Source organism: Muriicola sp. (assembly GCF_049669965.1).
Classification (GTDB): domain Bacteria; phylum Bacteroidota; class Bacteroidia; order Flavobacteriales; family Flavobacteriaceae; genus Muriicola.
This window is the reverse complement of record NZ_JBATLB010000166.1, coordinates 15,840-40,244: the sequence shown is the minus strand read 5'-3', so window position 1 is coordinate 40,244 and position 24,405 is coordinate 15,840. Positions and strand designations below refer to the sequence as shown.

Annotated in this window: 17 protein-coding genes and 1 pseudogene; 6 read left to right on the top strand and 12 right to left on the bottom strand. The window is 43.3% G+C overall.

Translation table 11 applies throughout. From position 1 onward, the window contains the following. The 5 genes and pseudogenes from WBM49_RS08950 to WBM49_RS08930 all read right to left on the bottom strand — a co-directional run. A pseudogene (locus tag WBM49_RS08950) lies at nt 1–250 on the bottom strand (histone deacetylase); the annotation flags it as partial. A 3-nt stretch (nt 251–253) separates the two neighbouring features. Continuing rightward, complete coding sequence (locus WBM49_RS08945) at nt 254–2,608, bottom strand: hypothetical protein (protein WP_424371711.1); 2,355 nt, start codon at nt 2,606–2,608, stop codon at nt 254–256. A gap of 97 nt (nt 2,609–2,705) precedes the next feature. Continuing rightward, nucleotides 2,706–4,784 (bottom strand): methionine--tRNA ligase, encoded by a 2,079-nt coding sequence (metG, locus tag WBM49_RS08940; protein ID WP_424371710.1) that lies wholly within the window; start codon nt 4,782–4,784, stop codon nt 2,706–2,708. Between the two features lie 146 nt (nt 4,785–4,930). Continuing rightward, on the bottom strand, nt 4,931–6,622 hold the full coding sequence (locus WBM49_RS08935; protein WP_424371709.1) for a DUF1501 domain-containing protein: 1,692 nt from the start codon (nt 6,620–6,622) through the stop codon (nt 4,931–4,933). Between the two features lie 11 nt (nt 6,623–6,633). Continuing rightward, nucleotides 6,634–8,142: a DUF1800 domain-containing protein gene (locus tag WBM49_RS08930; RefSeq protein WP_424371708.1), complete on the bottom strand. Its 1,509-nt coding sequence runs from the start codon at nt 8,140–8,142 to the stop codon at nt 6,634–6,636. A 191-nt stretch (nt 8,143–8,333) separates the two neighbouring features. Between WBM49_RS08930 and WBM49_RS08925 the strand changes: the two genes are divergently transcribed. Both WBM49_RS08925 and WBM49_RS08920 read left to right on the top strand, forming a co-directional pair. Continuing rightward, nucleotides 8,334–8,693: a YraN family protein gene (locus tag WBM49_RS08925; protein WP_424371707.1), complete on the top strand. Its 360-nt coding sequence runs from the start codon at nt 8,334–8,336 to the stop codon at nt 8,691–8,693. Between the two features lie 45 nt (nt 8,694–8,738). After that, nucleotides 8,739–9,398, top strand: a complete 660-nt coding sequence (locus WBM49_RS08920; protein WP_424371706.1) for an aspartate kinase — start codon at nt 8,739–8,741, stop codon at nt 9,396–9,398. A gap of 23 nt (nt 9,399–9,421) precedes the next feature. Here the strand turns inward: WBM49_RS08920 and mfd are convergent, their stop codons facing one another. The 5 genes from mfd to WBM49_RS08895 are packed head-to-tail and all read right to left on the bottom strand — an operon-like array spanning nt 9,422 to nt 18,615. Beyond that, nucleotides 9,422–12,793, bottom strand: a complete 3,372-nt coding sequence (mfd, locus tag WBM49_RS08915; RefSeq protein ID WP_424371705.1) for a transcription-repair coupling factor — start codon at nt 12,791–12,793, stop codon at nt 9,422–9,424. A 52-nt stretch (nt 12,794–12,845) separates the two neighbouring features. Then, nucleotides 12,846–13,481: a ligase-associated DNA damage response endonuclease PdeM gene (gene pdeM, locus WBM49_RS08910; protein ID WP_424371704.1), complete on the bottom strand. Its 636-nt coding sequence runs from the start codon at nt 13,479–13,481 to the stop codon at nt 12,846–12,848. 36 nt (nt 13,482–13,517) lie between these two features. Further along, complete coding sequence (locus tag WBM49_RS08905) at nt 13,518–15,980, bottom strand: ligase-associated DNA damage response DEXH box helicase (RefSeq protein WP_424371703.1); 2,463 nt, start codon at nt 15,978–15,980, stop codon at nt 13,518–13,520. 1 nt (nt 15,981) lies between these two features. Beyond that, on the bottom strand, nt 15,982–17,586 hold the full coding sequence (locus WBM49_RS08900) for an ATP-dependent DNA ligase (protein WP_424371702.1): 1,605 nt from the start codon (nt 17,584–17,586) through the stop codon (nt 15,982–15,984). Nucleotides 17,587–17,595: 9 nt separating this feature from the next. Beyond that, nucleotides 17,596–18,615, bottom strand: coding sequence for a ligase-associated DNA damage response exonuclease (locus WBM49_RS08895; RefSeq protein ID WP_424371701.1), 1,020 nt, complete (start codon nt 18,613–18,615; stop codon nt 17,596–17,598). 156 nt (nt 18,616–18,771) lie between these two features. On the opposite strand from WBM49_RS08895, the gene WBM49_RS08890 reads away from it, so the two are divergent. Beyond that, entirely contained in the window at nt 18,772–19,203 is a 432-nt protein-coding gene (locus tag WBM49_RS08890; protein ID WP_424371700.1) for a TerB family tellurite resistance protein, read from the top strand. A 22-nt stretch (nt 19,204–19,225) separates the two neighbouring features. On the opposite strand, the gene fbp is transcribed toward WBM49_RS08890, so the two are convergent. Then, the gene (fbp, locus tag WBM49_RS08885) at nt 19,226–20,236 is read right to left on the bottom strand and encodes a class 1 fructose-bisphosphatase (RefSeq protein WP_424371699.1); all 1,011 of its coding nucleotides are present in this window, start codon (nt 20,234–20,236) and stop codon (nt 19,226–19,228) included. A 112-nt stretch (nt 20,237–20,348) separates the two neighbouring features. On the opposite strand from fbp, the gene WBM49_RS08880 reads away from it, so the two are divergent. From WBM49_RS08880 to WBM49_RS08870, 3 genes are all read left to right on the top strand, one after another. Next, on the top strand, nt 20,349–20,828 hold the full coding sequence (locus WBM49_RS08880; protein ID WP_424371698.1) for an N-acetyltransferase family protein: 480 nt from the start codon (nt 20,349–20,351) through the stop codon (nt 20,826–20,828). After that, nucleotides 20,825–22,075 (top strand): aspartate kinase, encoded by a 1,251-nt coding sequence (locus WBM49_RS08875; RefSeq protein ID WP_424371697.1) that lies wholly within the window; start codon nt 20,825–20,827, stop codon nt 22,073–22,075. The genes WBM49_RS08880 and WBM49_RS08875 overlap by 4 nt, the downstream gene beginning before the upstream one ends. A gap of 86 nt (nt 22,076–22,161) precedes the next feature. Next, nucleotides 22,162–23,973, top strand: a complete 1,812-nt coding sequence (locus tag WBM49_RS08870; protein ID WP_424371696.1) for a GNAT family N-acyltransferase — start codon at nt 22,162–22,164, stop codon at nt 23,971–23,973. Here the strand turns inward: WBM49_RS08870 and WBM49_RS08865 are convergent. Further along, the gene (locus WBM49_RS08865) at nt 23,970–24,395 is read right to left on the bottom strand and encodes an arsenate reductase ArsC (RefSeq protein ID WP_424371695.1); all 426 of its coding nucleotides are present in this window, start codon (nt 24,393–24,395) and stop codon (nt 23,970–23,972) included. The genes WBM49_RS08870 and WBM49_RS08865 overlap by 4 nt on opposite strands. Nucleotides 24,396–24,405: the final 10 nt, after the last annotated feature.

Sequence of the window (24,405 nt, the reverse complement as noted above, 5' to 3'; positions counted from 1 at the left end):
TTAAGGGGAATCCAATTTTCCTTGCGTCCTTTGGCGGAATATTTAGACGCAGCAGATCGTTAAAATAATCAGCATCATGAACCGCCAGAATATGTTTGTCTTGGGGAATTGAGGGTTCAAAAAAATTCTCTGCCTCACAGGTTCCTTCATAGAGTAATTGCTGAGGAAGAAGGTCATATTTAAGCATAGGAAACCGATGACCTTCAGGTAAGGGGTGCTTGTAAATGGGGTGGTAAGCAATTTTAAGCAAGGATCATTGGATCTTCAGTTCAACGATATCTGAGACGAATTCCTTGTCGTTCACAATACCTTCAAAATAGAGTTTTACAGTGGCTAGTCCGTAGTTCAGAAAGCTGAATTGTCCCTTGCCTTCAGTATTAATAACAACATTTGGATGCCAGTCCACGGCCCCAAAGCTATTAAAAAATGATCCTGAATAATTGTTGTACATGGGGTTGTAAAATCGTTTGTCAACGGAGAAAGTAAGAGGAACATCATATTCTACAAGGCTAGGGTCATTTAATGTCCGCCGGATTTTTGACGGGTCCGTAACGATCTTGATGACGCCAGCCGAGCCTCTGGGCCCTTCACCAATTCCAGACTTGTTAATTTCAATATAATCTACCTTATCCATAAAATAACGATAGAGGATGTTAAAATCGTTCAGCAATACCCCATTCAGGAAAATGGCCGGTGTGGCATTGTTTGGAAATTGAGGATTTCTCGCTGTAACACTCAAGGTACCGAAAGATTCTTCAACAGCGTAACCCTGAGAGCTAAGGTAGGTACTCAATAATAAGTTTCTACGGGGATCGTTTTCCTGAAAAACATCTACCCGGCCAACCGTACGGTTTTTCAATTTTTCAATCCTTTTATTCTTGCTTTGTTCCAGCAACATAACTTCATCTAGCATCTCAACCTCATAAAACCCTTCAAATGCATGTTTGCTGTCTACCTGTTTCAGGATTACTGACTCCCTGTTGTCCAGGACTGATACACGGTTATTTTTCAAAAGGGGAATGGCAGAGGGTTTGAATTGAACAAAGACTTTAGGTTGAAACCAGGTGCCGGTTCTTGCAATTTCGGCAATCCGTAACTTTTCATCATCGACCGGGAAAAATTGATCCTTGGTAAAAAATCGCTGATTTTCTTCCAGGGTATAGTACATTTGATCACTAAAGGTCGAAGAGGAGACATAATATTCGTTCGATTCTTTTTTATTCAGGATCACCTTATAGCTGATTCCTTTTTCAAAATCAAAGAGGTATTTAGGAGTTTTATTGCGTACGGTGTTCCATTGATAACTGCTCCATCCCTGGGTGATCAACAGATTGTCCAATTCATATGCCTTTCTGGGGGTCTGATCCCTAAAATAATATGCAGCATGCTCCACAGCCCCACGGATATAAGGGGCAATAAGGCTGTAGGAAGCCAGATTGTGATGTCCCTTATCAGATGTTGTATTATCAGGCAATACGGACACGCTTAGGCTGTTCCAGTATTTAGGGTCTATTCCCTCAACGGAAAAATCGACCTGTACAGAATCATTTTTAAAAGAATGTTTGGGAGGGGTAACCCCACGTACTACCATATCTTTTGAATTGAAATACAGCCTTTCCAGAATTGGATTACCTGTGCTGTCAAATAGGGTAAAGACATTTATCCCGGGGAACAGGTCTTCTTTTGGAAAAATCTTAGCTACCTCTGCTTCGTCTCTGAAGGAAATGTCAATGGCCTTTATGCTATCTCCGTTATGGATACTGAGTGTAAAGTTTTGTTTTTTCTGTGTCTCCACATTGAACTTTGCGTTTAGGACCAACCCGATTCTGTCTCTAAGGTCCTGGAGTGTGCAGGTAACTCCCTGCTGTTCAATATAGCCAACGGGACTCTTAAATTCCGTGTTGTTTATACTGAATCTGGCGAAGTAACCTTCACCCTGTTCCGGAATCAATGCAAACCTTCCAATTCCAAAAGGGTTGAGTTCGAAGGTGGTTACAATTTTCCCACTGGAGTCCTCCACTTGTCCTTCCACAAAAGGGTAGCCAAATCCGTTTTCGTCTTTAATGACAACTCCATAATTGGCACTGACGCCAATAAGTGCATGGCCACTTTCAGGAAGAAACTGGGCATCAACCTGTAAATCCTTTATTTTAGGGGTGACCTTTTCCGTTTTTTCCGGATCGATGATGGTGATGCCCTGTTCAAAATGATTCGGTTCAGAAAAATTTCGCATCCAATTGGTATAGGCTTTGAAGCGATAGTTGCCTGTAGTGAAGGCGCTATCGAGCCTGATTAAACCGCTGCCTATCCCTTTATCAATCTTGATGAGTTGTTTCTTGACTACCTGGTCCAGACTGTCGTAAATAGTGCAGTAGAGATTGCGGGTTTCAATAGACCGTCGTTTGGAGCCCTTATCCAAAACATAGGCCTTAAAGCCTACTCCTTCCCCTTTGATAAAAACAGATTTGTTGAGGTGAACAAAAACCACTTCCCTGGGCAGGGTGGAATACGCCTCAAAATCTACAAGAATTTGATCATTAGCGGGGATATTTTGAGCCTTAATAAGAGTAAGAAAAAGGAAGGCAATTAAATAAGAAACATATTTCATTCTTTTAATTCAACAGATAAACCCCAAGTTAGAAAAATCTTACAAAAAATAAAAATATTTGATTAGGCCTTTATGCAAAAACCACGTGATAGGTGGCTTAGCTGATAGTTGCACCATTTTGTATGCCCGAATGATCAGGATTCAGGAATACAAGTTTTCCTTCCTCGTTTTCTGTCATCAGGATCATACCCTGGCTTTCCACTCCGCGCAGAGGCCTTGGAGCAAGGTTTACCAAAACAGTTACTTTTTTCCCAACGATCTCTTCGGGTGTAAAACTCTCGGCGATCCCGGAAACAATAGTCCTTACGTCTATGCCTGTATCTACTTTCAGCACCATTAATTTCTTGGTCTTGGGCATTCTATCTGCTTCAAGAATGGTGCCAACGCGCATATCCATTTTTGAGAATTCTTCATAGCTGATCATTTCTTTTTGTGGCATAACACTTTTGTTTTCAGATTCGTTGGCTTTTTTGGTAGCTATTAATTTTTCGAGTTGGGCGGTGATCTCCTCATCGTCAATCTTTCGGAACAACAACTCACTTTTTCCTAAAACATGCCCGGCGGGAAGCAGGGGAGATTGGGTGGCAATACTATTCCACCCTAAAGAAATGGTGCTGCTCTCTAGCTGCAGCATTTTTTTAAGCTTGGAAGAGGTAAAAGGTAAAAAAGGTTCACTTAGAATAGCCAGGCCAGTGGCCAGTTGGAGGGCGGTATTCATAATAGTGGCAACCCTTTCCGTATCTTCTTTGATCACTTTCCAGGGCTCCTCATCTGCCAGGTATTTGTTACCCAATCTGGCGAGGTTCATTAGTTCTTGTCCGGCTTCTCTAAAGCGATAACGTTCTACTGAATCGGCAATTGTAGCCGGAAAATCTTGCATGGCCCTTAAGACTTCTTTGTCTTCTGAGGATAGTGCACCGGCTTCCGGTACTACACCCTGATAATATTTTTGAGTGAGTACTACTACCCGATTGATAAAATTCCCGAAGATCGCTACCAATTCATTGTTGTTCCGCGCCTGAAAATCGGCCCAGGTAAAATCGTTATCCTTGGTTTCTGGTGCATTGGCGGTAAGCGTATACCGCAGCACGTCCTGTGCATCGGGGAAGGCTTGCAGATATTCGTGTAACCAAACAGCCCAATTCTTTGAGGTAGAAAGTTTCTGGCCTTCCAGATTTAAAAATTCATTGGCAGGGACATTTTCCGGCAAGATGAAATCCCCGTGTGCTTTCAGCATACTGGGAAAGATGATACAATGAAAGACTATGTTATCCTTTCCGATAAAATGAACCAATTTAGTGTCTTTTGCCTGCCAGTAGGGTTTCCAGTCTTTTCCCTCCCGTTTTGCCCATTCCTTGGTTGATGAGATATAGCCAATTGGCGCATCGAACCAAACATAGAGTACTTTGCCTTCCCCACCTTTTACAGGAACGGGAATCCCCCAGTCCAGATCTCGTGTTACGGCTCTGGGCTTTAGGCCATCGTCTATCCACGATTTGCATTGCCCATAAACATTGGGTTTCCAATCGGATTTATGATCTACGAGGATCCATTTTTTTAGAAAATCCTCATACCTGTCTAGCGGCAAGAACCAGTGTTTTGTTTCCTTTAAGGTGGGAACAGCACCAGATAAGGTAGATTTTGGATTGATAAGATCCGTCGCATTTAAAGAGGAACCACAATTCTCGCATTGATCGCCATAGGCCTCTTCATTACCACATTTGGGGCAGGTGCCTGTCACAAATCGGTCTGCCAGGAATTGTCCTTCCTGTTCGTCGTATAATTGCGCTGTAGTTTCTTCAATAAAATCTCCTTGTTTGTAAAGTTTTACAAAGAAATCACTGGCGGTTTGATGGTGAACTTCTGCGGAGGTCCGTGAATAATTGTCAAAGGTGATCCCGAAGTCTAGAAAGGATTGTTTAATGATTCCGTGATACTTGTCTATGAGGGCTTTGGGGGAGATCCCTTCTTTTTTTGCCTTCATAGGGATGGCTACTCCATGCTCATCGCTTCCACAAACAAAGGCTACATCCTTGCCTTGCAATCGCAGATAGCGGGCGTAAATATCCGCAGGAACGTATACCCCAGCCAAATGACCAATATGGATAGGGCCATTGGTATAAGGAAGTGCAGCTGTAATGGTATAGCGGGCAATATTTTGAGATGCGGTTGCCATCAAACTCCTGGATTTGGGCACAAAAATAACCATTTTTTATGCCCCTTCCCCTGAGAAAAAGAAAAAAGAGAACCCTCGTACTTCCAGGCGCAGGATAAGTTCCTGAACCGGAGATACGAGGGTTGCTATAGCAAAGTAGGGGTAGCTTAGGCCACCATCACGGATTTAGACATTTTTTTATCCTGAACCTGGATACGGTAAATATATTTTCCGGTAGATAAATGACTTGGCATTCGCTCCCGTATATTTATCTCAACGGAACCTTCGAACATCATCTCATTGTAAACCGTCCCCACATTCTGACCCAGAATATTGTACAACTGTATATCTACATGAGCACTAAATGGCATTTCCAGATAGATATGCGGCGTTTGTTGTGTAGGATAGAAAGGTTTGTGAACAATAGCGTTCAACAATTCCTCACTTGGATCTTCGTTGGGGTCCATTGGAGTTGGGGGTGTAAAAGGCTCATCGCTGTAAGCGATATCTGGAAATTCGACACCACTACAATTAAACCCTAAATTTACAGGGGCATACGGATGATCTAACAAATGTTGTTCTACCAGAGGGATAGGTACGCATAACCATTCTGCCAGAACGGTTGCATACAGGTCCCTGAAGTCCATTGTGTATTCCAGGTTACCTCGGCCATTGGGATTCTCCAGAGAAGGATGTTCTCCCACAAAGGCACTTCCGTTTAGTCCAGAACCAAAGAAAAGGGTAGGAGCCGCTTTCCCATGGTCAGTACCATTAGATCCGTTCTCAAAGATTCTTCTTCCAAATTCGGAGAAGGTCATACTCAACACTTTATCGTCCTGCTGTGTAAAGGCTATATCTTCGTAGAAATTATTGATGGCAATAGAGAGGTTAGACATGAGTCGCTCGTGTGCCAATGGCTGGTTACCGTGTGTATCAAAACCTCCCATAGAGATCATATATACTTTGGTTCCCAGATTTCCTTTGATCAATCTTGCCAACAAAGCCAACTGTCTGGCAAAGCCATTGTCCTGGTATTGTACCTGGTTCTGACCTCTTTCATAGGCTTCATGAATAAGTCCTGAATATTCATAGGTAGTGTTAGCCACCCCTCTCAGGAATCTTAGTTGATCTCCATACATACAATCATTAAAAAGCGCAGGGTCCAGGCTGTATTGTACACCAGATTCTGCAATTTCTTCTAATTGATTAATATTGGAGGTTACAAAGGCGTAATTGGTTTCTTCCCCTTGAAAAACTAAACTTCCAAAGTTGCCGATCTGAATAGCTGCCGGGGAAGCAGGCGGATTCACCAGATAATCCGGATATATATTTTCAAAATACCGTCCCATCCAGCCGGTATCCAAGCCGGTAAAACCTGTGGTGGTAAGATCTGTGTTCGCATAGATGTCTGATCCCGTAAAATGAGAAAGACTCTGATTTTCGTACCCAACACCGTGGACTGCCTTAAACTGGCCTTCGCCCCACATTGGCTCCAAAGCATTCATATAGGAAGGAACTCCAAATTCGTCCGTAAGTTTTAAGACCTTACTCTCCGGAATATAGATGTTTGGCCTGGCGTTGGCATATAGATCGTATTGTTCAATTGGGATCACAGTACTTAATCCATCATTTCCACCAGAGAGCCTTATTAAAATAAGGATGTTATCCGTATCTGCATTGGCAATAGCAGCCGTTAGGGGTGAAGGAGCCGATGCGGTAAGCATATTACTGCCAAGCATCATGGACCCGGACCCGGCAATACCGAGGGCCTGCAGGAATGAACGTCTGCTCCAGAACTTGTGTTCATCGTCGTGGCCGTTCTTATTCTTTATATTTATTGGGATATGATTATTGCACATAACTGTAGGTATTATTTAAGTTGAAACTCGGGTTGTCTTGATAAATGCATTAGCAGAAGAAAGACTTGCTGCGGAACTTCCGGACTTACAGAAAGCATCCAAAGACCAAGACCGCCTGGGATATAGTCCGATCCGTAATACTCTTCAGGCACATCTTCGATCTTAAAAACCGACATGGCATTTTCAAAATCCTGAACTGTAAGAAGTCCCAGCGGTGTAAATTTATCTACAAGGGCGCGCACAACGGTCTCCGGATTACTGGTATTACTATCTCCAGGTCCCACGACATCCATGGCCAGGGTTCTGAATTGTTCAGCATTGCCCTGGTAGAATAATTCAAGAAAGACTTCCACCGTTAACCATCTGCCAATAATAAAGTTAGTATTGATCCAGGTACGGTCTCGCTGCCATCCGGCAACATCATAGGGATCGAACAATGTTTGTCCGAGCATTCTTGTGGTATCTACAACATTGAGTATAGTATTATCATTATATGCAAAATTGGTTTCATTGATAAGATTCAGGTAAATATCGAACGGACTTTTAATAATGACCCCAATGGCCTCATCATCAAAGAAATGCTGACTCTTAAATAATTGAGACAACACAGGAGCAATTTCAAAATTGCTGGCTACCATGGTATTGGCTAAGCCTGTAATAATGGTCTGTGCGTTCCCGGCGTCGTCATCAGAATCTGGATGAACAAAGAACTCGTATAATTTTTGGCATATAAAGCCCGCTATTTCATTTGGACGTTCCTGAAAAAGGATGTCTATGACATCGTCGTAATTCCAGTTGCCGGTCTGACCTAAAATGGTTTTGGGCCCGGCGTCGAACCTGGTAGGATCAAAAGTAACCTGTTCACAGCCTAATTCACCGCGTTCCACATAACCTGTTAAGGCTTTGGCGGTTTCTATAATATCTTGTTCTGTATATCCATTACCTTCCCCAAGAGTAAAAAGTTCATAGAGCTCACGAGCGTAATTCTCATTGGGATTGTTACCATTGTTGTATACACCATCCAGGTAGTAGAGCATAGCGCTGGTAAGTCCAATCTCACTCACAAAAGTTTTGAAGTTCCCAATGGAGTTTCGCTGCAAACAGTTTATATAGTAATACAAGAAACTATTGCAATTATATACATCGATTTCTGTGACGAAATGATTACTCCAAAAGAAGCTCAATCGGTCCCGAAGATTGTCATTCAACAATCCATTGGTGTACGAAACGGCGAATTCTTCTTGCTGTGCCCTTCTTAGTTGTCGGGCAAGATCATCGTCTGCAGGATAATTACTGTTATTCCAGTCTGCCCAGGCGGGAGCCGCCAAGGGAGGCATGGTTACAGCTTCATTGATAAGTGCGTCTACCAACGTTCCGGCATTTTGGCCTACGGCCGAATTAATAGTCTGTACTGAGGCGCTAAACCCAAGTCTTCTATACAAATGCGCAGCCCTGATTTTATCCAGGGGTGTTGTGTACGGCGCTAATGTAGAGGTGTTACAATTAACGAAGTATTCCATAGTTATTTTTTAGGCTTTAAGAACGTTCATGTGTGTAGGGGCAAATTCTTAACGCTTAATCCGTTCGATTAGTATGGAAATCCAAATTTTTTCGATATCCGGAGACCTAATGTACAATCTAAGAGGTAAAATTGGGGTCTACTGCACTCTTTTTTCGATGAAATACCATATTTTGTTAATTTTTATATCCCATGGCTGCTCACAATGATATTGGTAGAAAAGGAGAAGAACTGGCGGCCTCACTTCTCAGAAAGAAAGGATATACCATCCTTCAAAGGAATTACAGGTATCGCAAAGCAGAGGTAGATATTATTGCTCAAAAGAAGGGCATTCTCGCCATAGTAGAGGTAAAATACAGACGCTCCGATCATCTGCAAGCCATCACAGCTAGCATAAATAAAAAGAAAATTGCGTTGCTTATCAGTGCCGCAGATCACTTTATACAAAAACAAGATCTGGACCTTGATACCCGCTTTGATATAATTACCATCCTGGGACAACCCACAGGCTACTCCATTGAACATCTGGAAAATGCCTTCTCTCCTTATTAAGCATTGTTTTATTTATAACATTTTGTTATTTTTGAAAGAAAAAGAATGAAGACCATTTCTTCTGTAGTTGAACATTATATAAAGAAAAAGCCCTTTTTGCAGAGTGCCCTGGCACAAGGAATTATTAACTTAACTTCATTATCCCGACTCGTAAAGCCCGAAATAGAACTGGAATTAGGAAAAGATGTACGCAACGGAGCCATTGTGATGGCTTTAAAACGACTTTCGGACGATCTGGAATTCAGAGCTACCCACAGGATCATTAAGGTTTTGAAGAATATTGGGGAAATTACAGTTCGTTCTTCACTCACAGATTTTACCTTTCTGGTGTCCGATACCATCCTGGAGAATCAAACTCAACTATTAAAGGAAGTATCTAAGAACAAGGAGGTCTTTTATACTTCTTCCAGAGGGGTCAATGAACTTAATATTGTGGTAAGTAACAGCCTTGATACAGTTGTGGAAGCCTTGTTCATGGGTGAGAAGTGCACCCAGAAAGCTACCAATCTCTCATCTATTACTGTAAAGCTTCCTGCAGAGAATGTTTCTGTTCCGGGTATCTATTACTTTATTTTTCAGCGCCTGGCCTGGGAAGGCATCGTGCTTTTTGAGGTAATTTCCACTACCAACGAGTTTACCATTATAGTGAATGATGAACAGGTAGATATCGCCTTTAAGACCATCAAGGATCTAAAATCTTTGTGATCCGGTCCGGTCTGTTCATTTTTCTAGCTTGCGGATCCAACCTTATCCTTGGGTTCTCCTGCCAGGGGTTGCAATCTTTGAAGTGCGGCAGCCGTAGAAAATATATTCTCAAAAACCAATAACAGCCGTAAACCATTTCTGGTTTGTTTTTCTTTGATCTTGCAGGAGGTAGCATGCGATTGTACAAATTGCAATACCCTTGTAAAGGTGGTACTCTGGTAGAAACTCGATTGCTGGTCGGCCACAAAATACCCTAACAACTTTCCTTTTTTCATCACGATCTTTTCAAGACCAATACTACTGGCTACCCATTTGATCCGCACCGAATTAAGGAGATCTACAACCGTTTCAGGAAGTAGACCAAACCTATCCTTTATATGTGCCTGGTATTTTTGCAGATCTTCTTCGTTAGTGATGGTATTTAGTTCAGTGTAGAGGTTGAGGCGTTCTGTGATATTGTTGATGTAGTTGTCAGGGAACAAGAGTTCAAAATCGGAATCGATCTGTGTCTCTTTTACATACACCTTTTCTGTACCTTCCTCAGGTTCGTAGAGATCCTTAAATTCATTCTCCTTCAATTCCTCAATGGCTTCTGCGAGGATCTTCTGATAGGTTTCGAAACCAATTTCATTGATAAATCCGCTTTGTTCGCCCCCCAGGAGATCTCCGGCCCCTCGTATTTCCAGGTCCTTCATGGCAATATTGAAGCCACTTCCCAGTTCCGTAAACTGTTCCAACGCCTGAATGCGTTTTCTTGCCTCGGTTGTCATGGCATCAAAGGGTGGGGTAATAAAATAGCAAAAGGCCTTTTTATTACTACGTCCTACACGCCCCCGCATCTGGTGAAGATCACTTAGTCCAAAATTATTGGCATTGTTGATAAAGATGGTATTCGCATTGGAAACATCCAGGCCACTTTCTACGATGGTAGTGGAGACCAACACGTCAAAATCGCCGTTCATAAAACCAAGCATCAGGGTCTCCAATCGTTTGCCCTCCATCTGTCCGTGACCTACACGAATTTTTGCATCGGGCACCAGGCGCTGTAATAATCCGGCTACCTCTTTTATATTTTGAATACGGTTGTGAATAAAAAATACCTGTCCGCCACGTTGTATCTCATAGGAGATGGCATCTCTGATGGCGGCCTCGTCCAAACGTATCACATGACTTTCTATTGGATAGCGGTTAGGGGGAGGGGTAGTGATCACAGAGAGGTCGCGCGCTGCCATCAGGCTAAACTGCAGTGTCCTTGGAATAGGGGTAGCCGTGAGGGTAAGCACATCTACATTTTCTTTGATAGATTTTAATTTATCTTTTACCGCCACGCCAAATTTCTGTTCTTCATCTACAATAAGGAGGCCGAGATCTTTAAAGATCACATTTTTATTGACCAGTTGATGCGTGCCAATAATGATGTCTAATTTGCCCGATTCCAGATTTGAAAGGGTGTCTTTTTTCTCTTTGACCGTCCGAAAGCGATTCAGGTAATCCACGGTCACCGGCATATCAGACATGCGTTCCGTAAAGGTGCGATAATGCTGAAATGCCAGGATGGTGGTTGGGACAAGCACGGCTACTTGTTTCCCCCCATCAACAGCTTTAAATGCCGCCCTTATGGCCACCTCCGTTTTTCCAAATCCCACATCACCACAGATGAGTCGGTCCATAGGCCTTTCTCTTTCCATGTCTTGCTTAACATCCTGGGTAGCAGTGATCTGGTCTGGGGTATCCTCATAAATAAAAGAGGCTTCCAGTTCGTGTTGCAGGTAACTATCCGGGGCATAGGCATGCCCTTTATCTAGCCTCCTTTTTGCGTATACGCTGATAAGATCGAAGGCAATCTTCTTAACCCGGGATTTGGTCTTTTGCTTTAATTTTTTCCAGGCAGCGGAACCCAATTTGTAGATCTTGGGCGCCACTCCATCCTTCCCGTTGTATTTGGAGATCTTATGAAGAGAATGAATGCTCACATAGAGGATGTCTCTTTCCCCGTACATAAGTTTAATGGCCTCTTGTTTTTTACCTTCCACATCAATTTTTTGGAGGCCCCCAAACTTCCCGATTCCGTGATCTATGTGGGTCACATAATCCCCCATAGAAAGTTTGTTCAGTTCTTTTAAGGTAATTGCCTGTTTTTTGGCATAGCCATTTTTGATCTGAAACTTGTGGTAGCGCTCAAAGATCTGATGATCTGTATAACAGGCTAACTTTAGGTCATCATCTACGAAACCATCGTGAATGGGCACCACCAAAGTTTGGTAATGCACCGTTTTTCCTATCTCGTCAAAAATATCATGAAACCTTTTTGCCTGTGCTTCGGAAGAACAAAAAAGATAATTGTGATAGCCCTTGGCTTCTTTCTCGTTCAGATCGGCCAGGAGAAGGTCAAATTTCTTATTAAAGACCGGCTGAGGTTTGGTGTTAAAAGAGATTACCTCGCCTTCTTTGGAAGTGCTCTTTCCCTGAAAGGTGACCACCGCAAATTCCTCCAGCTCGGCCTCAAGTAAGGAGCGGTCTATAAATAATTCCTGTGGTTGTGCGTGTTTTATGTCTGCACTGAGGTCAGAAAAGGCTTCCCTGGCTTTATCGAAGAAGGCCTCAATTCGCTGGTGAACAACCTCCGGATCATTGACAAAAAGAACCGTATTGGCATTGATATATTTTAGAAAGCTCACCCTGGATTCCTTCATAAACTTATTCTCCACATTGGGAATAATAGTGATCTTTTTTACCTGTTCTGTAGAAAGTTGTGTTTCTACATCAAAGGTTCGGATGCTGTCTATTTCATCGCCAAAGAACTCAATCCTGTAAGGTTCATCATTAGAAAAAGAAAATACATCCACAATACCTCCACGAACGGCAAATTCTCCTGGTTCGGTCACAAAATCTACACGGTGGAACTGGTATTCGAACAGTACCTCATTCAAGAAATCCAGAGACAACAGGTCTCCTACTTTGATCTTTTGAGTGTTCTTATCCAACTCTTTTCGGGTCACTACCTTTTCGAACAGCGCATCTGGGTAGGTAACAATCACGGCAGGCTTTTTACGGGAATTGATACGGTTAAGCACCTCCGCTCTCAGCAGTATATTGGCGTTGTCCGTTTCTTCTATCTGATAAGGTCTGCGGTAGCTTCCCGGATAAAAAAGCACATCCTCTGCCCCAATCAACTGTTCCAGATCGTTGAGGTAATAGGCCGCTTCCTCCTTATCGCGAAGTATCCATAAAAAGGTGTGTTCAGAGACTTTAAATGCCTCAGCAAGCACAAAAGATTGGGACGAGCCCACAAGGCCCTTGAGGTGGGTAATTTTTTTAGAATTGGCAATACGCTCCCCTAGTTTCCTTAGTTGGGGAGACTTTGCGTATAATGGTGGGATGGTGCTTTTTGTCACCTGCTAATTTTGTGCAAAGATAAGGTGAGAAGAGTGGTTTGGCAATGGGGGTTTAAATTTTTATGACCATGGCATCTGCAATGGCATAGACCTCGTCTGCTTCTTTCTTTTTAAGTACATGGGTACCGGTAAAGGCGCCAAAGGCAGGAAGGATCAATTGATGTTTATTCTTGAAAAAGCAAGGGAGGCGCAAGCTTTGTCTGCCACTTCCCCTTAGTCTTACGGCCGGGTGTATATGTCCAGATAAATTAAAAAGGCCTTCTCTTTCTTCCGGGTAATGGGTAAACAAGAACGGTCCCCATATAAGTTCTGGCACTAAAGTGATCCCTAGGGCCTCGTATTTAAGTGGGGAAATAATATCATGGTTGCCTGCCACCAGCAATATTTTTGCATCGGTCTGCAGCACCCAGTTTTCAAATAGTTGCCATTCCTGGTTCAGGTTTGAATGAAACAGATCCCCTAAAAAACAGACAGTTTTAGGGGAATAGAGCGCGAGGGTTTCTTGTAAAACCTCGAAGTTCTTTAAGATGACGCTCTGAGGTACGGCTGCTCCGTATTTTCTGAAATGTGTTACTTTTCCTAAATGTACATCACTGATCAGTAAGACCTCTTTTTCTTCCCAGAATACTACCCCCGAAGGGTGTAAGACGAGATGCTGTTCGGCGATACAGATGCGCTCAGAGTTCATGGGTTCAAAGATAGTAAAAGCCGCGGGCTGAATGCATCATTTCATTAATAAGGCCGTCATTCGTTTTATCCTGTCGGCCAGTTTTTCACTGGAGAGTTTCTCCCGTAATCGATCTGTGATAATGGGAAATGAAAATGGGGTTGGATTTTGGCAGGCTCTCCAGACGATCTCCTGCCCGGCTATCCTTTCAAGGGCCAAGCGTAAGCGTCCCTCTTCTAACTGATGCTCAAAGGTTTCCCGGAATGCCTGGAGAAAAAGCAGGTTGTCTGGTTCATAGTCCCTGAAAACTTCAAATAGCAATTGTGAGCTGCTTTGAAGGTGTTTCATTTTTACCCCTTTATCCGGGTAACCTGTAAAAACCATTCCACTGATAACAGCAATATCCCTGAATTTTCTTCGGGCCATTTCGGTGGCATTCAAACTTTTCTGAAGATCTTCCAGCATATAAGAAGTAGTAAAAAGATCATTGTCAATAATGGCCTGTATATCTATTTCCTTGTCGGATAAGAGTTCAAAACCATAGTCGTTAAAGGCCAGGGAGAACGTAATAGGAGAGAGAAGGCTAATCCTATACCCCAAAAGACTACCCATGGCTTCGTGTACAAACCTGCCTTCAAAAGGGTAAAAGATATGGTGATACCCATCACTCGTTTTAAAGGTTTCAATAAGGAATTCATCGGGGCCCGGTACCAGGCTCTCCTTTCCTTGCCTCGCGAAGATGGGCGCGAGGGCACGAATAGAATCTGATTGTTGATCCGGATGCAGCCTTGCGGAATACAATTCTTCTCTGAGCAATTGCGACATTTGGGCAGATAGTGTTAATCGGCCACCCATCCAACTCGGAACTTTTTTTGTCTTTTTGGAGGAATTCCGAACCATCGCCTGCATCTCTTTGATCCTTATAAATTCCAGGTTTCTCCCGGCAAAAGTAAACACATCGCCCGGACTTAATTTTGAAATAAAGTATTCTTCAATAGAACCTATATAGCCACCTTTTTGATACCGTACTATAAGATTCGCATCGCCCACAATAGTGCCAATCTGAAATCTGTGGCGCATAGCCACACCCCTGTTGGTGACCACAAATTTACCGTCGTCTGCAATTTCAACTTTCTTGTATTCATCGTAGGTTTGCAAGCTCTGGCTTCCCAGGACAATAAAATTAAGCAACCATCGCCATTGGTCCTCGGTGATCCCCTGGTAACAAAAACTGCTCTTCACTTCCCGGTAGATCTCCGCCGGGTTAAATCCGTCTGAAACTGCCAGCGTTGTTAGATATTGCACCAAGACATCAAAGCTGTTTAAATAGGGTATTCTGTCTTCTACGGCTTGTTTTACCACTGCCTGCTGCAGGGCAGAGGCCTCTACCAGTTCAATGGCATGGGTAGGCAGAAAATAGATCACACTTTCTTTTCCGGGACGGTGACCGCTGCGTCCGGCCCTTTGCATAAACCTGGCAACCCCTTTGGGGCCGCCAATCTGAATGACCGTTTCTACAGGCGCAAAATCGACTCCCAGATCGAGACTGGAAGTGCATACCACTGCTTTTAAAGACTCGTTCCTAATGGCTTCCTCCACCCAAATGCGAGTTTCTTTATTGATACTACCGTGGTGCATGGCCATTTCCCCGGCCAGTTCGGGATATCTTTCAAGGATTTTCTGGAACCAGATCTCGCATTGGCTGCGTGTGTTGGTAAAGAGTAAGGTGGTCCTACTCTTTTTAATAATGGGGATCACGCTGTCTAGTAGTCGCAATCCTAAATGGCCCCTCCAGGGAAAGGTTTCGATCTCCTCCGGGATAATGCTGATGACGGTTATTTTCTTATCCAATGCCGCCCGGATCATAATGGAATTTTCGTAGGCGATGCTTCCGGGGCCCAGCAGTACCTGTCTTGCTTCCTCGAGGTTTCCGATGGTTGCTGAGATCCCCCAGATGCGAAGACTTGCAGAAAGTGTTTTGATCCTGGAGAGCGCCAGTTCCATTTGAACCCCTCTTTTGGTGCCCAGTAATTCGTGCCATTCATCTACCACTATGGCATTGCAGTCCCGGAACATTTTGTCATAACCTTTGGTGGCCAAAAGTAACTGTAGGCTTTCGGGGGTAGTGATCAGAAGATCTGGCATGGTCTTGCGCTGTTGCGCACGTTCTTTAGTGGAGGTGTCTCCTGTCCGTATCCCTACAGTGAGGGGTAGCTCCAGATCTTTGATTATTCGTTCGGCCGATTGCCTGATCTCTTGAGATAGGGCTCGAAGAGGGGTTATCCAAATAGCTTTTAGGCCTTTGGTGTGCTTAGTTCTATAGGTTGGATGCTGGTTAATGTAATTCAGGACAATGGGAAACCAAAGTGCATAGGTTTTGCCACTACCGGTGGGGGCATTCAAAAGACCATGCTTCCCTTCTAAAAAGGCTTTCCAGGTTTTCTTTTGAAAGGGAAACGGTTGCCATCCCTGACTTTGAAACCACTGTTCGGCAATAGCAAAAAGCTCTTCCTTCTTCATCTTAGGGTATCAGCTTTTTAAGGTCGGACAAGGTGTTGGCTTCTTCAATGGATTTGTCCGATCTCCACCTGAGTATTCGCGGGAAACGGGTGGCCACCCCACTCTTATGTCTCCCTGAATGGGCAATACCCTCAAATGCTATTTCAAAGACATGGTAAGGAGTCACACTTCTCACCGGGCCAAAGCGTTCCAGTGTATTTTTTTTGATCCAGGCATCCAGTTTCCTAAATTCCTCATCGGTCAAACCCGAATAGGCCTTCGCAAAGGTGACCAATTCTCTCTTATCATCACTAGTTTCATTCCAGAGGCCAAAGGTATAATCTGTAAAGAGATTGCTTCGCCGGCCGTGGCCCCTCATGGCATAGGTCAATACAGCATCTATAGTAAAAGGATCTACTTTCCATTTCCACCAATCCCCTTTTTTACGGCCTACTAAATACGGAGAGTCTTTACGTTTTAGCATCAGGCCTTCACTTTTCTTGTCTCTTGCGTTGGCCCGTTCTTTGGCAAAATCGGACCAGGATTGGAAGGTCATGGTCTCAGACAGATCTATGGGAATGGATTTCGCTGATATTAAAGGTTTGATCAAGGATTCTAGCAGAGTTCGCCTTTGAGCGAAGGGCATTTCCCGTATATCTTTCCCTTCCCATTCTAAAAGGTCATAGGCCCTTATGATCACAGGGACCTTTAAGAGCAAGGATTTGGAAACCGTTTTTCTCCCTATCCGTTTCTGCAGATCATTAAAGGATCCAATGGTATCATCGGGGTAGGGCAGGATCTCTCCATCCAGGACGGTGCCGTCCGGTATGTGTTTCAGCAGGGTTAAAAACTCAGGGTACTTGTCTGTCACCAATTCTTCTCCCCGGCTCCATACAAAGAGTTCTTTGTTCCTAAAGATAAGTTGTGCTCTGATCCCATCCCACTTATGTTCGGCATACCAAAGGGAAGTATCGCCAAGATTTTCGGGTGTGGCTTCAATGGCGTATGCTAAGTAGAACGGATAGGGTTTAGAGAGGTAATCTCCCTGGTTCTCCCTGAGGACCAATTCCTGAAAACTGATAGTTTTAGGATCCCAGTTACCCATAAGTTTATAGGCCAGGACGTCCTCGTCTATTCCTGTGGCCATGGATAAGGACCGTGTCATAAGTTTTTGACTGATGCCTATTCGAAAGCCTCCTGTGATGAATTTGGTGAAGACAAATCGTTCGTAATAGTTGAGACCCTGCCATTGTTGGGTGACATAGGTTTTTTTTTCTTCTTCCGGCCTTCCTTTTAGCAAGATGAGATGATTTAGTACCCTCGTGAGCGAATGGGTTTTTCCTCCTCTGGTAGTAGAAACTACAAGGGCGATGGTCTCTGCCAGATCGCCCACAATGTGATAGCTTTCTTCAAAAAGCCAGAGGGGTATTTCGGCCATTTCCGAGGCCCATTCTCTGAGAAGGGTTGTATTTACTGGCCTGGGAGGTCTTCTATGAGAAAGAATGGCAATGGTCCAAACCTTGTCTGTGTCACTGGCAGTTTTAAAATAGTGAGCCAGCGCATTGACCTTCACCGAGGTTTTATTGGTAGAATCGAGTTGTTTGATAAGTAAGGCAAAATCTTTCATGGCAAATTCCTAGGTTTCGTCTTCTGTTGAAGAACTGATTTCTGCCAATTCACCTTCGTACTGGGTTTCTTCTGTGCGCGCATCGTACCCTTGTTCTCTAAGGAACCTGGAAAAGATGTCAGAATATCCATGAGTGCATACAATACGCGATGCCCCTGTGGCCTTAATACTAGCCAGTAGTCCGGACCAGTCACAATGGTCGCTCAGGACAAATCCTTTATCGATGGCCCGCCTTCTTCTTGCCCCCCTGAAGGCCATCCAGCCGCTGGCAGTAGCCGTTACATACGGGACCATTTTTCTTAGCCACGGGCTCCCATGGGTACTGGGGGGTGCCAGTACAAGGTTGCCTTTGAGGTCTTCCTTTTTGGTATCCTTAGTAATCCGTATGGTCCTGGGCAAGTATACATAGGGACGTAGTACTTCATTCATATTCTCTATGGCGGCATGGGTATAGATGACGCCAATGGAAGTATCCAAATGTTTTAAAAGTCGCTGTGCCTTTCCAAGGCTGTAACCAAATAAGACAGAAGTCTTTCCTTCTGCGCGGTTTTCTGCCCACCACTGATTGATATCACGGAAAACTTCCTGTTGAGGGGTCCATTTGAAGGCGGGTAATCCAAAGGTACATTCTGTAATAAAGGAATGACATTTTATTGGTTCAAAGGGCGTAGAGATACCATCGGCCTCTGTTTTGTAATCTCCCGAAAAGACCCAGACCTCCCCTTTGTGTTCTACCCGTATTTGTGAGGATCCGGGGATATGACCGGCAGGATGTAGGCTAAAACGCACCCCATGGACAGTAAAGCTTTCGCCCCAGGCTACGGCAGTGGTGTTAATATCCCCAAGGCGGTGCTTAATAATGGGGATATTCTGTTCGTGGGTGATGTAATTTTTATGGCCCCAACGACTATGATCGGCATGCCCGTGTGAGATGATAGCTTTATCAACGGGCTTCCACGGGTCTAAATATACCTTGGCTTTTTCACAGTAGATTCCCTTATCCGTAAAGGTCAGTAGTGGATTTTTCATAGCGGTAGCAAGTTACAAAATTCCGGCACTTCTCTGCCCTGGTATGTCCATAATGGAATTGTCTATTTCCCCCGGACTCAGATGAAAATTATGGAAGGATTATTGAAATAATCCCTGTCAAAAAAAGTATCTTTGCTAAATAGATGAATACAAATTATGCCCATATTAGATTTATACGCTCATAGCGAAAAAAGAAGAAATTTAGCTCATTTTGCTGCCATAGCTTCCTTGGCGGCAGTAGACGGGGAGATAAACCCTGAAGAAAGGAAAGTGCTCGATCGCTTTGCTGTAAAATTCGACATTTCCGGGGCTGAATACGCGGAGGTGATGAAGAAGGAGAATAAATATCCTATTGAAGCTCCATACGAATCTGAGAAGCGTTTAGAACGACTCTACGATCTTTTCAGCATCATTTACGCAGATCACGATATTGATGAAGATGAATACAGACTGATAGAGAAATATGCCTTGGCTCTGGGGTATTCTCCTGCCAAGGCAGAAAAGATCATTAAAAGGTCCATTATCTTGTTCAGAGGAAAATTCGATTTTGAAGACTATCTGTACATGATGAAACGCAAAAAGGATTAGTACCTGCTTGCTACAGTATTGATTATTTTGGCTGTGCGGCCATAAACTCTTCTGCTTTTTCTACCATCTTCCTGCTTCCACAAAAGAAGGGAACCCTCTCATGGAGTTCTTCTGGTTGAATCTCCATAATACGTCCAAAGCCATCACTTGCCTTGCCATTGGCCTGTTCTGCCAAAAAGGCCATTGGGTTACATTCATAAAGTAAGCGCAATTTACCGTTGGAGGCTACACTGCTTTTTGGATAAATATAAATACCCCCTTTGATCATGTTTCTGTGAAAATCAGAAACAAGGGATCCTATATACCTGGAGGTATAAGGCCTGTCCTCTTCTTCCCGTTGGCAGTATTTAATATAATCTTTTACACCTTGAGGGAAATGGGTGTAGTTGCCCTCATTCACAGAGTAGATCTGGCCCGTTTCGGGAAATTGCATATTGGGGTGTGAAAGATAAAATGTTCCTATAGCGGGATTCAAGGTAAATCCGTTGACACCGTCACCGGTGGTATAGACCAGCATGGTAGAAGTACCATAAATAATATACCCTGCAGCTACCTGATTGATTCCCGGCTGTAAAAAATCCTTTAGGGAAACAGGCGTACCAATAGGCGTAATTCTTCTGTAAATTGAAAAGATGGTCCCAACGGATACGTTTACATCAATATTCGAAGAACCATCCAAGGGGTCTATCAGAACAATATATTTATTTTGATGCAAGTCATCATTGCTGTTCACACTGATGAAATCATCTTCTTCCTCAGAGGCAATACCACATACGATCTCCCTGTTCTTCAGGGTCTGTATAAACTTATCATTGGCCAGAACGTCTAACTTCTGTTGGTCCTCGCCAGAAGTATTGGTATCTCCGGCACCACCTAGAATGTCTATTAATCCCGCTTTGTTCACTTCGTGGTTTACCACTTTCGCCGCAAGGCGTATGGCGTTGATCAACTTAGAAAGCTCACCCGAAGAATACTGAAAAGAGGACTGATTTTCAATGATGAATTCTCCTAGAGTGGTGTTCTTTTTGTCCATTGGTGAGCCTGTGTTATTTGCTCACAAATATCGGACAATTTGTGAAACTAAAACGTTTTCGCCCGACATTCATTTTTTAAATTTATAACTTTGTGTTTTATTTGTAACAATTATGAAGTATACGATCAGAGATGCCAAGGCAGAAGATATGCCTGAGGTTTTAAAGCTGATAAAAGAATTGGCGCATTTTGAAAAGGAAGCGAATGCCGTAGACGTTTCGGTAGAAGAGCTGGTGAAGGATGGCTTTGGAGCAAACCCCCTCTTTCACTGTTTTGTTGGGGAAGTCAATGGAAAGATTGAAGGGATGGCCCTGGTCTATCCGCGCTATTCAACCTGGAAAGGACCAGTACTTCATTTGGAAGATCTTATTGTGGCCGAGCCTATGCGCGGAAGTGGTCTGGGATCTGCATTGCTGTCCAGCGTAGTAAAATATGGCCATAGAATGAAAACCAAAAGGATCAGTTGGGAAGTACTCGACTGGAATGAACCTGCTATTTCGTTTTACGAAAAAAAAGGGGCAAAAGTAATGCGCGACTGGGATGTGGTGCAATTAGATGAACAAGGGATAGAAAACTTTATAAAGAACTTATGAGGATCTTTAAATTTGGTGGCGCTTCTGTGAAGGATGCTGATGGACTTAAGAATTTAGTGAAAGTTTTAGAGCAAGTTGGGTATCAGGATACATTTCTGGTCATTTCGGCTATGGGGAAAATTACCAACGCCATGGAAGGAGTGGTAAATGCATATTTTCAGGATAAGACATTACTCGCCGCTGCTTTACAAGAGGTTTTGGACTACCATCTGCAGGTGTTGAAGGAGCTTTTTGCAGCCCCGGATCATCCTATTTACAAAGACGTGCATTCTCTGGTGGAAGAGGTAAAAGGATTTTTGGCATGGAACAAATCTCCCAAATACAATTTTGTATATGACCAGGTGGTTAGTTACGGGGAATTACTTTCCACCACCATTGTAAGTGCCTACCTGAATGAAGTGGGTATCCGCAATTCCTGGCTGGACATTAGAAACTTCATTAAGACCGACAACAATTACAGAGACGTGGATATTCAATGGGAAAAAACGCAGGAACGCGTTTCCCAGGGACTGGAAAAGGGTAAATTATATGTGAGTCAGGGGTTTATTGGAAGCGATGAAAATAACTTTACAACAACCCTGGGGAGGGAAGGATCTGATTATACGGCGGCCATTTTGGCTTATTGCTTAAATGCCCATTCGGTGACCATCTGGAAGGATGTCCCGGGCGTGCTAAACGCAGACCCCAGGTATTTTGAGGAATCGCAATTGCTCAATAAGATATCCTATAGGGAGGCGATAGAACTTGCCTTTTACGGGGCATCGGTGATCCACCCCAAAACACTTCAGCCCTTGCAACGGAAAGAGATCCCTTTGTATGTTAAATCGTTCCTGCATCCAACAGATCCTGGAACCATGGTGGGAAAAGGCGAAGGAATAGATCCAAAGATCCCTTGTTTTATTGTAAAAAAGAATCAGGTGCTCATGAAACTATCATCCTTGGATTTTGCCTTTATTGTGGAAGATAATATAAGCGACCTCTTTAAACTTTTGCACGATTATAAGATGAAGGTAGACATGATTCAGAACTCGGCCATTAGCTTTTCGGTGTGTGTGGACAATAAATTTGGCCGATTAGAAGAATTATTGGACCATTTAAAGGGTAAGTTTAAAGTGGTATACCACGAAGGAGTTTCATTGTATACCATCAGGCATTTTGACGCTCAATCAATAGATTCTTTACAAAACGGAAAGGAAGTTCTATTAGAACAACGCGGAAAAGAGACGGTTCAATTGGTGGTAAAGTAAGAATTATAAGATTGTAATTCTCTGAATGAATAACCTAACGCCATGGGCTATTTTCCTATCTTTACCTCCTAACTGTAAATAAAAATATGGGTTTAGTAACGGCAAAAGAAGTAGCGAAAGCCATTAATCTTGAGCGGTACGGATTTTTTGGGACCTTTATGAGTTGGATGTTGATGAAGATCACTCAACTCTCTTCCATGAATGCCTTCTACGAAAAACACAGGCACCTGGAAGCTAAACCATTCCTGGATGCCATCCTGGAGCACTATGAGATCGATTTTGAAATACCGGAAGAGGATATTAAAAGACTTCCAAAAGAAGGAGCATTTATTACCATCAGCAATCACCCCCTGGGCGGTATAGACGGCATTTTGTTGCTAAAATTATTACTGCAGCACCGGGAAGACTTTAAGATCATTGCCAATTTCCTCTTACACAGGGTAGAACCACTGGCTCCGTTTATTTTGCCAGTTAACCCATTTGAAAATCACAAAGACGCAAAAAGCAGTATTGCCGGTTTTAAAAGTGCCCTACAGCATTTACAGGATAGGCATCCCCTTGGGATCTTCCCGGCAGGGGAGGTGTCTACCTACAAAGACGGAAAACTTATCGTTGATAAACCCTGGGAAGAAGCAGCTTTAAAATTAATTCGCAAGGCAGAAGTTCCTGTGGTTCCTATTTATTTTCATGCGAAGAACAGTAAGTTGTTCTATCGCCTATCGAAGATCAATGACATCTTCAGAACTGCGAAACTCCCTTCAGAATTGACCACTCAGCACAATAGGGCCATAAAGGTAAGAATAGGTCAGCCTATTTCTGTAGCCGCTCAAAAGGAACATGAAACTCTGGAGGATTTTACTGATCTGCTTAGACGGAAAACCTATATCCTGGCCAATGCCTATGAGAAGGAACGTTTAATAGATCAGATACCAGGAAGCCTGAAGATTCCAAAACAACCAAGGAAGATCGCTACGGCGGTACGAACAGAGGTCATAGAGGGGGAGATCGAAAAACTACGAGAAAAGGATTGCAGACTGCTGCAAAGTAAGAACTATGAAGTTTTCCTAGCTCAAAAAAAGGATATGCCTTTTATACTGAATGAGATAGGAAGGCAACGAGAACTAACCTTCCGCGCCATTGGGGAAGGCACTAATAAAGCTATAGACCTGGATAGGTTTGACGACTATTACCACCATCTCTTTTTATGGGACGATGAGGATAAGGCCATTGTGGGTGCCTATCGGATGGGAATGGGTTCTCAAATATTCAAGGAACATGGCATAGATGGTTTTTATCTGCAGGATCTGTTTGGATTTGAGCCGGAACTCTATGGGATGATGACCCAATCTATCGAAATGGGGCGAGCCTATATTGTAAAAGAATACCAACAAAAGCCTATGCCGCTCTTCCTTCTCTGGAAGGGAATAGTGCATACCACCTTGCGATATCCGGAACATAAGTACCTGATAGGCGGGGTCAGTATAAGCAATCAGTTCTCAAATTTCTCCAAATCCCTGATGATAGAATTTATGAAGTCTAATTATTGGGATCCGTATGTGGCGCAATACATCCATCCTAAAAAGGAATTTAAGGTAAAATTAAAGGATGCGGATAAGGAATTCGTATTTGATGAAACAGAAGCCGATCTCAATAAGTTTGACCGCCTCATAGAAGAAGTAGAACCCGGTAGTCTGCGATTGCCCGTACTGATTAAGAAGTACATAAAGCAAAATGCTAAAGTGGTGGCTTTTAATGTAGACCCGCTGTTCAACAATGCGGTAGATGGACTTATGTATATTAAAATTGCCGATCTTCCCGAGAGTACTGTAAAACCTGTTATGGAAGAGTTTCAGGCCGAGTTGGAACGCAAGATGTCAGAGAATAACGATTCCGTCTAGGAGAATTCCCGCCTGGCAAATTCATTACAATAATCCTTTATCTCGTTCCTTGCTTTTAGGAATGCTGTATGGATCTCCGTATTGGTTCCTTTCAGTTTAGAAGGATCGAAGAAATTGTGATGAAGTCTTACGGCAGAATTTGAAGGAATAAAAGGACAGTTCTCTTTGGCGTGATCACATACGGTGATAATATAATCCCATGCAATACCCTCATATTCATTTACATGATTAGACGTATGTCCGGATATGTCTATATCGTCTTCCATCATGATAGAAACCGCTCCCGGATTTAAACCATGTGTTTCTATCCCTGCACTGTACACTTGGGCCTTTTCTTTTAACATTGCCTTTAAATAGCCGTGTGCCATCTGACTTCGACAGGAATTTCCGGTACAGAGAACCAGAATATTTTTTTTGTTCATGCTTCTTTGG

What these genes read in the sequence shown, in the direction of transcription:
- WBM49_RS08945 (WP_424371711.1), bottom strand. Translation starts at nt 2,608, where the DNA reads ATGAAATATGTTTCTTATTTAATTGCCTTCCTTTTTCTTACTCTTATT.
- metG (WP_424371710.1), bottom strand. Translation starts at nt 4,784, where the DNA reads ATGGCAACCGCATCTCAAAATATTGCCCGCTATACCATTACAGCTGCA.
- WBM49_RS08935 (WP_424371709.1), bottom strand. Translation starts at nt 6,622, where the DNA reads ATGTGCAATAATCATATCCCAATAAATATAAAGAATAAGAACGGCCAC.
- WBM49_RS08930 (WP_424371708.1), bottom strand. Translation starts at nt 8,142, where the DNA reads ATGGAATACTTCGTTAATTGTAACACCTCTACATTAGCGCCGTACACA.
- WBM49_RS08925 (WP_424371707.1), top strand. Translation starts at nt 8,334, where the DNA reads ATGGCTGCTCACAATGATATTGGTAGAAAAGGAGAAGAACTGGCGGCC.
- WBM49_RS08920 (WP_424371706.1), top strand. Translation starts at nt 8,739, where the DNA reads ATGAAGACCATTTCTTCTGTAGTTGAACATTATATAAAGAAAAAGCCC.
- pdeM (WP_424371704.1), bottom strand. Translation starts at nt 13,481, where the DNA reads ATGAACTCTGAGCGCATCTGTATCGCCGAACAGCATCTCGTCTTACAC.
- WBM49_RS08905 (WP_424371703.1), bottom strand. Translation starts at nt 15,980, where the DNA reads ATGAAGAAGGAAGAGCTTTTTGCTATTGCCGAACAGTGGTTTCAAAGT.
- WBM49_RS08900 (WP_424371702.1), bottom strand. Translation starts at nt 17,586, where the DNA reads ATGAAAGATTTTGCCTTACTTATCAAACAACTCGATTCTACCAATAAA.
- WBM49_RS08895 (WP_424371701.1), bottom strand. Translation starts at nt 18,615, where the DNA reads ATGAAAAATCCACTACTGACCTTTACGGATAAGGGAATCTACTGTGAA.
- WBM49_RS08890 (WP_424371700.1), top strand. Translation starts at nt 18,772, where the DNA reads ATGCCCATATTAGATTTATACGCTCATAGCGAAAAAAGAAGAAATTTA.
- fbp (WP_424371699.1), bottom strand. Translation starts at nt 20,236, where the DNA reads ATGGACAAAAAGAACACCACTCTAGGAGAATTCATCATTGAAAATCAG.
- WBM49_RS08880 (WP_424371698.1), top strand. Translation starts at nt 20,349, where the DNA reads ATGAAGTATACGATCAGAGATGCCAAGGCAGAAGATATGCCTGAGGTT.
- WBM49_RS08875 (WP_424371697.1), top strand. Translation starts at nt 20,825, where the DNA reads ATGAGGATCTTTAAATTTGGTGGCGCTTCTGTGAAGGATGCTGATGGA.
- WBM49_RS08870 (WP_424371696.1), top strand. Translation starts at nt 22,162, where the DNA reads ATGGGTTTAGTAACGGCAAAAGAAGTAGCGAAAGCCATTAATCTTGAG.
- WBM49_RS08865 (WP_424371695.1), bottom strand. Translation starts at nt 24,395, where the DNA reads ATGAACAAAAAAAATATTCTGGTTCTCTGTACCGGAAATTCCTGTCGA.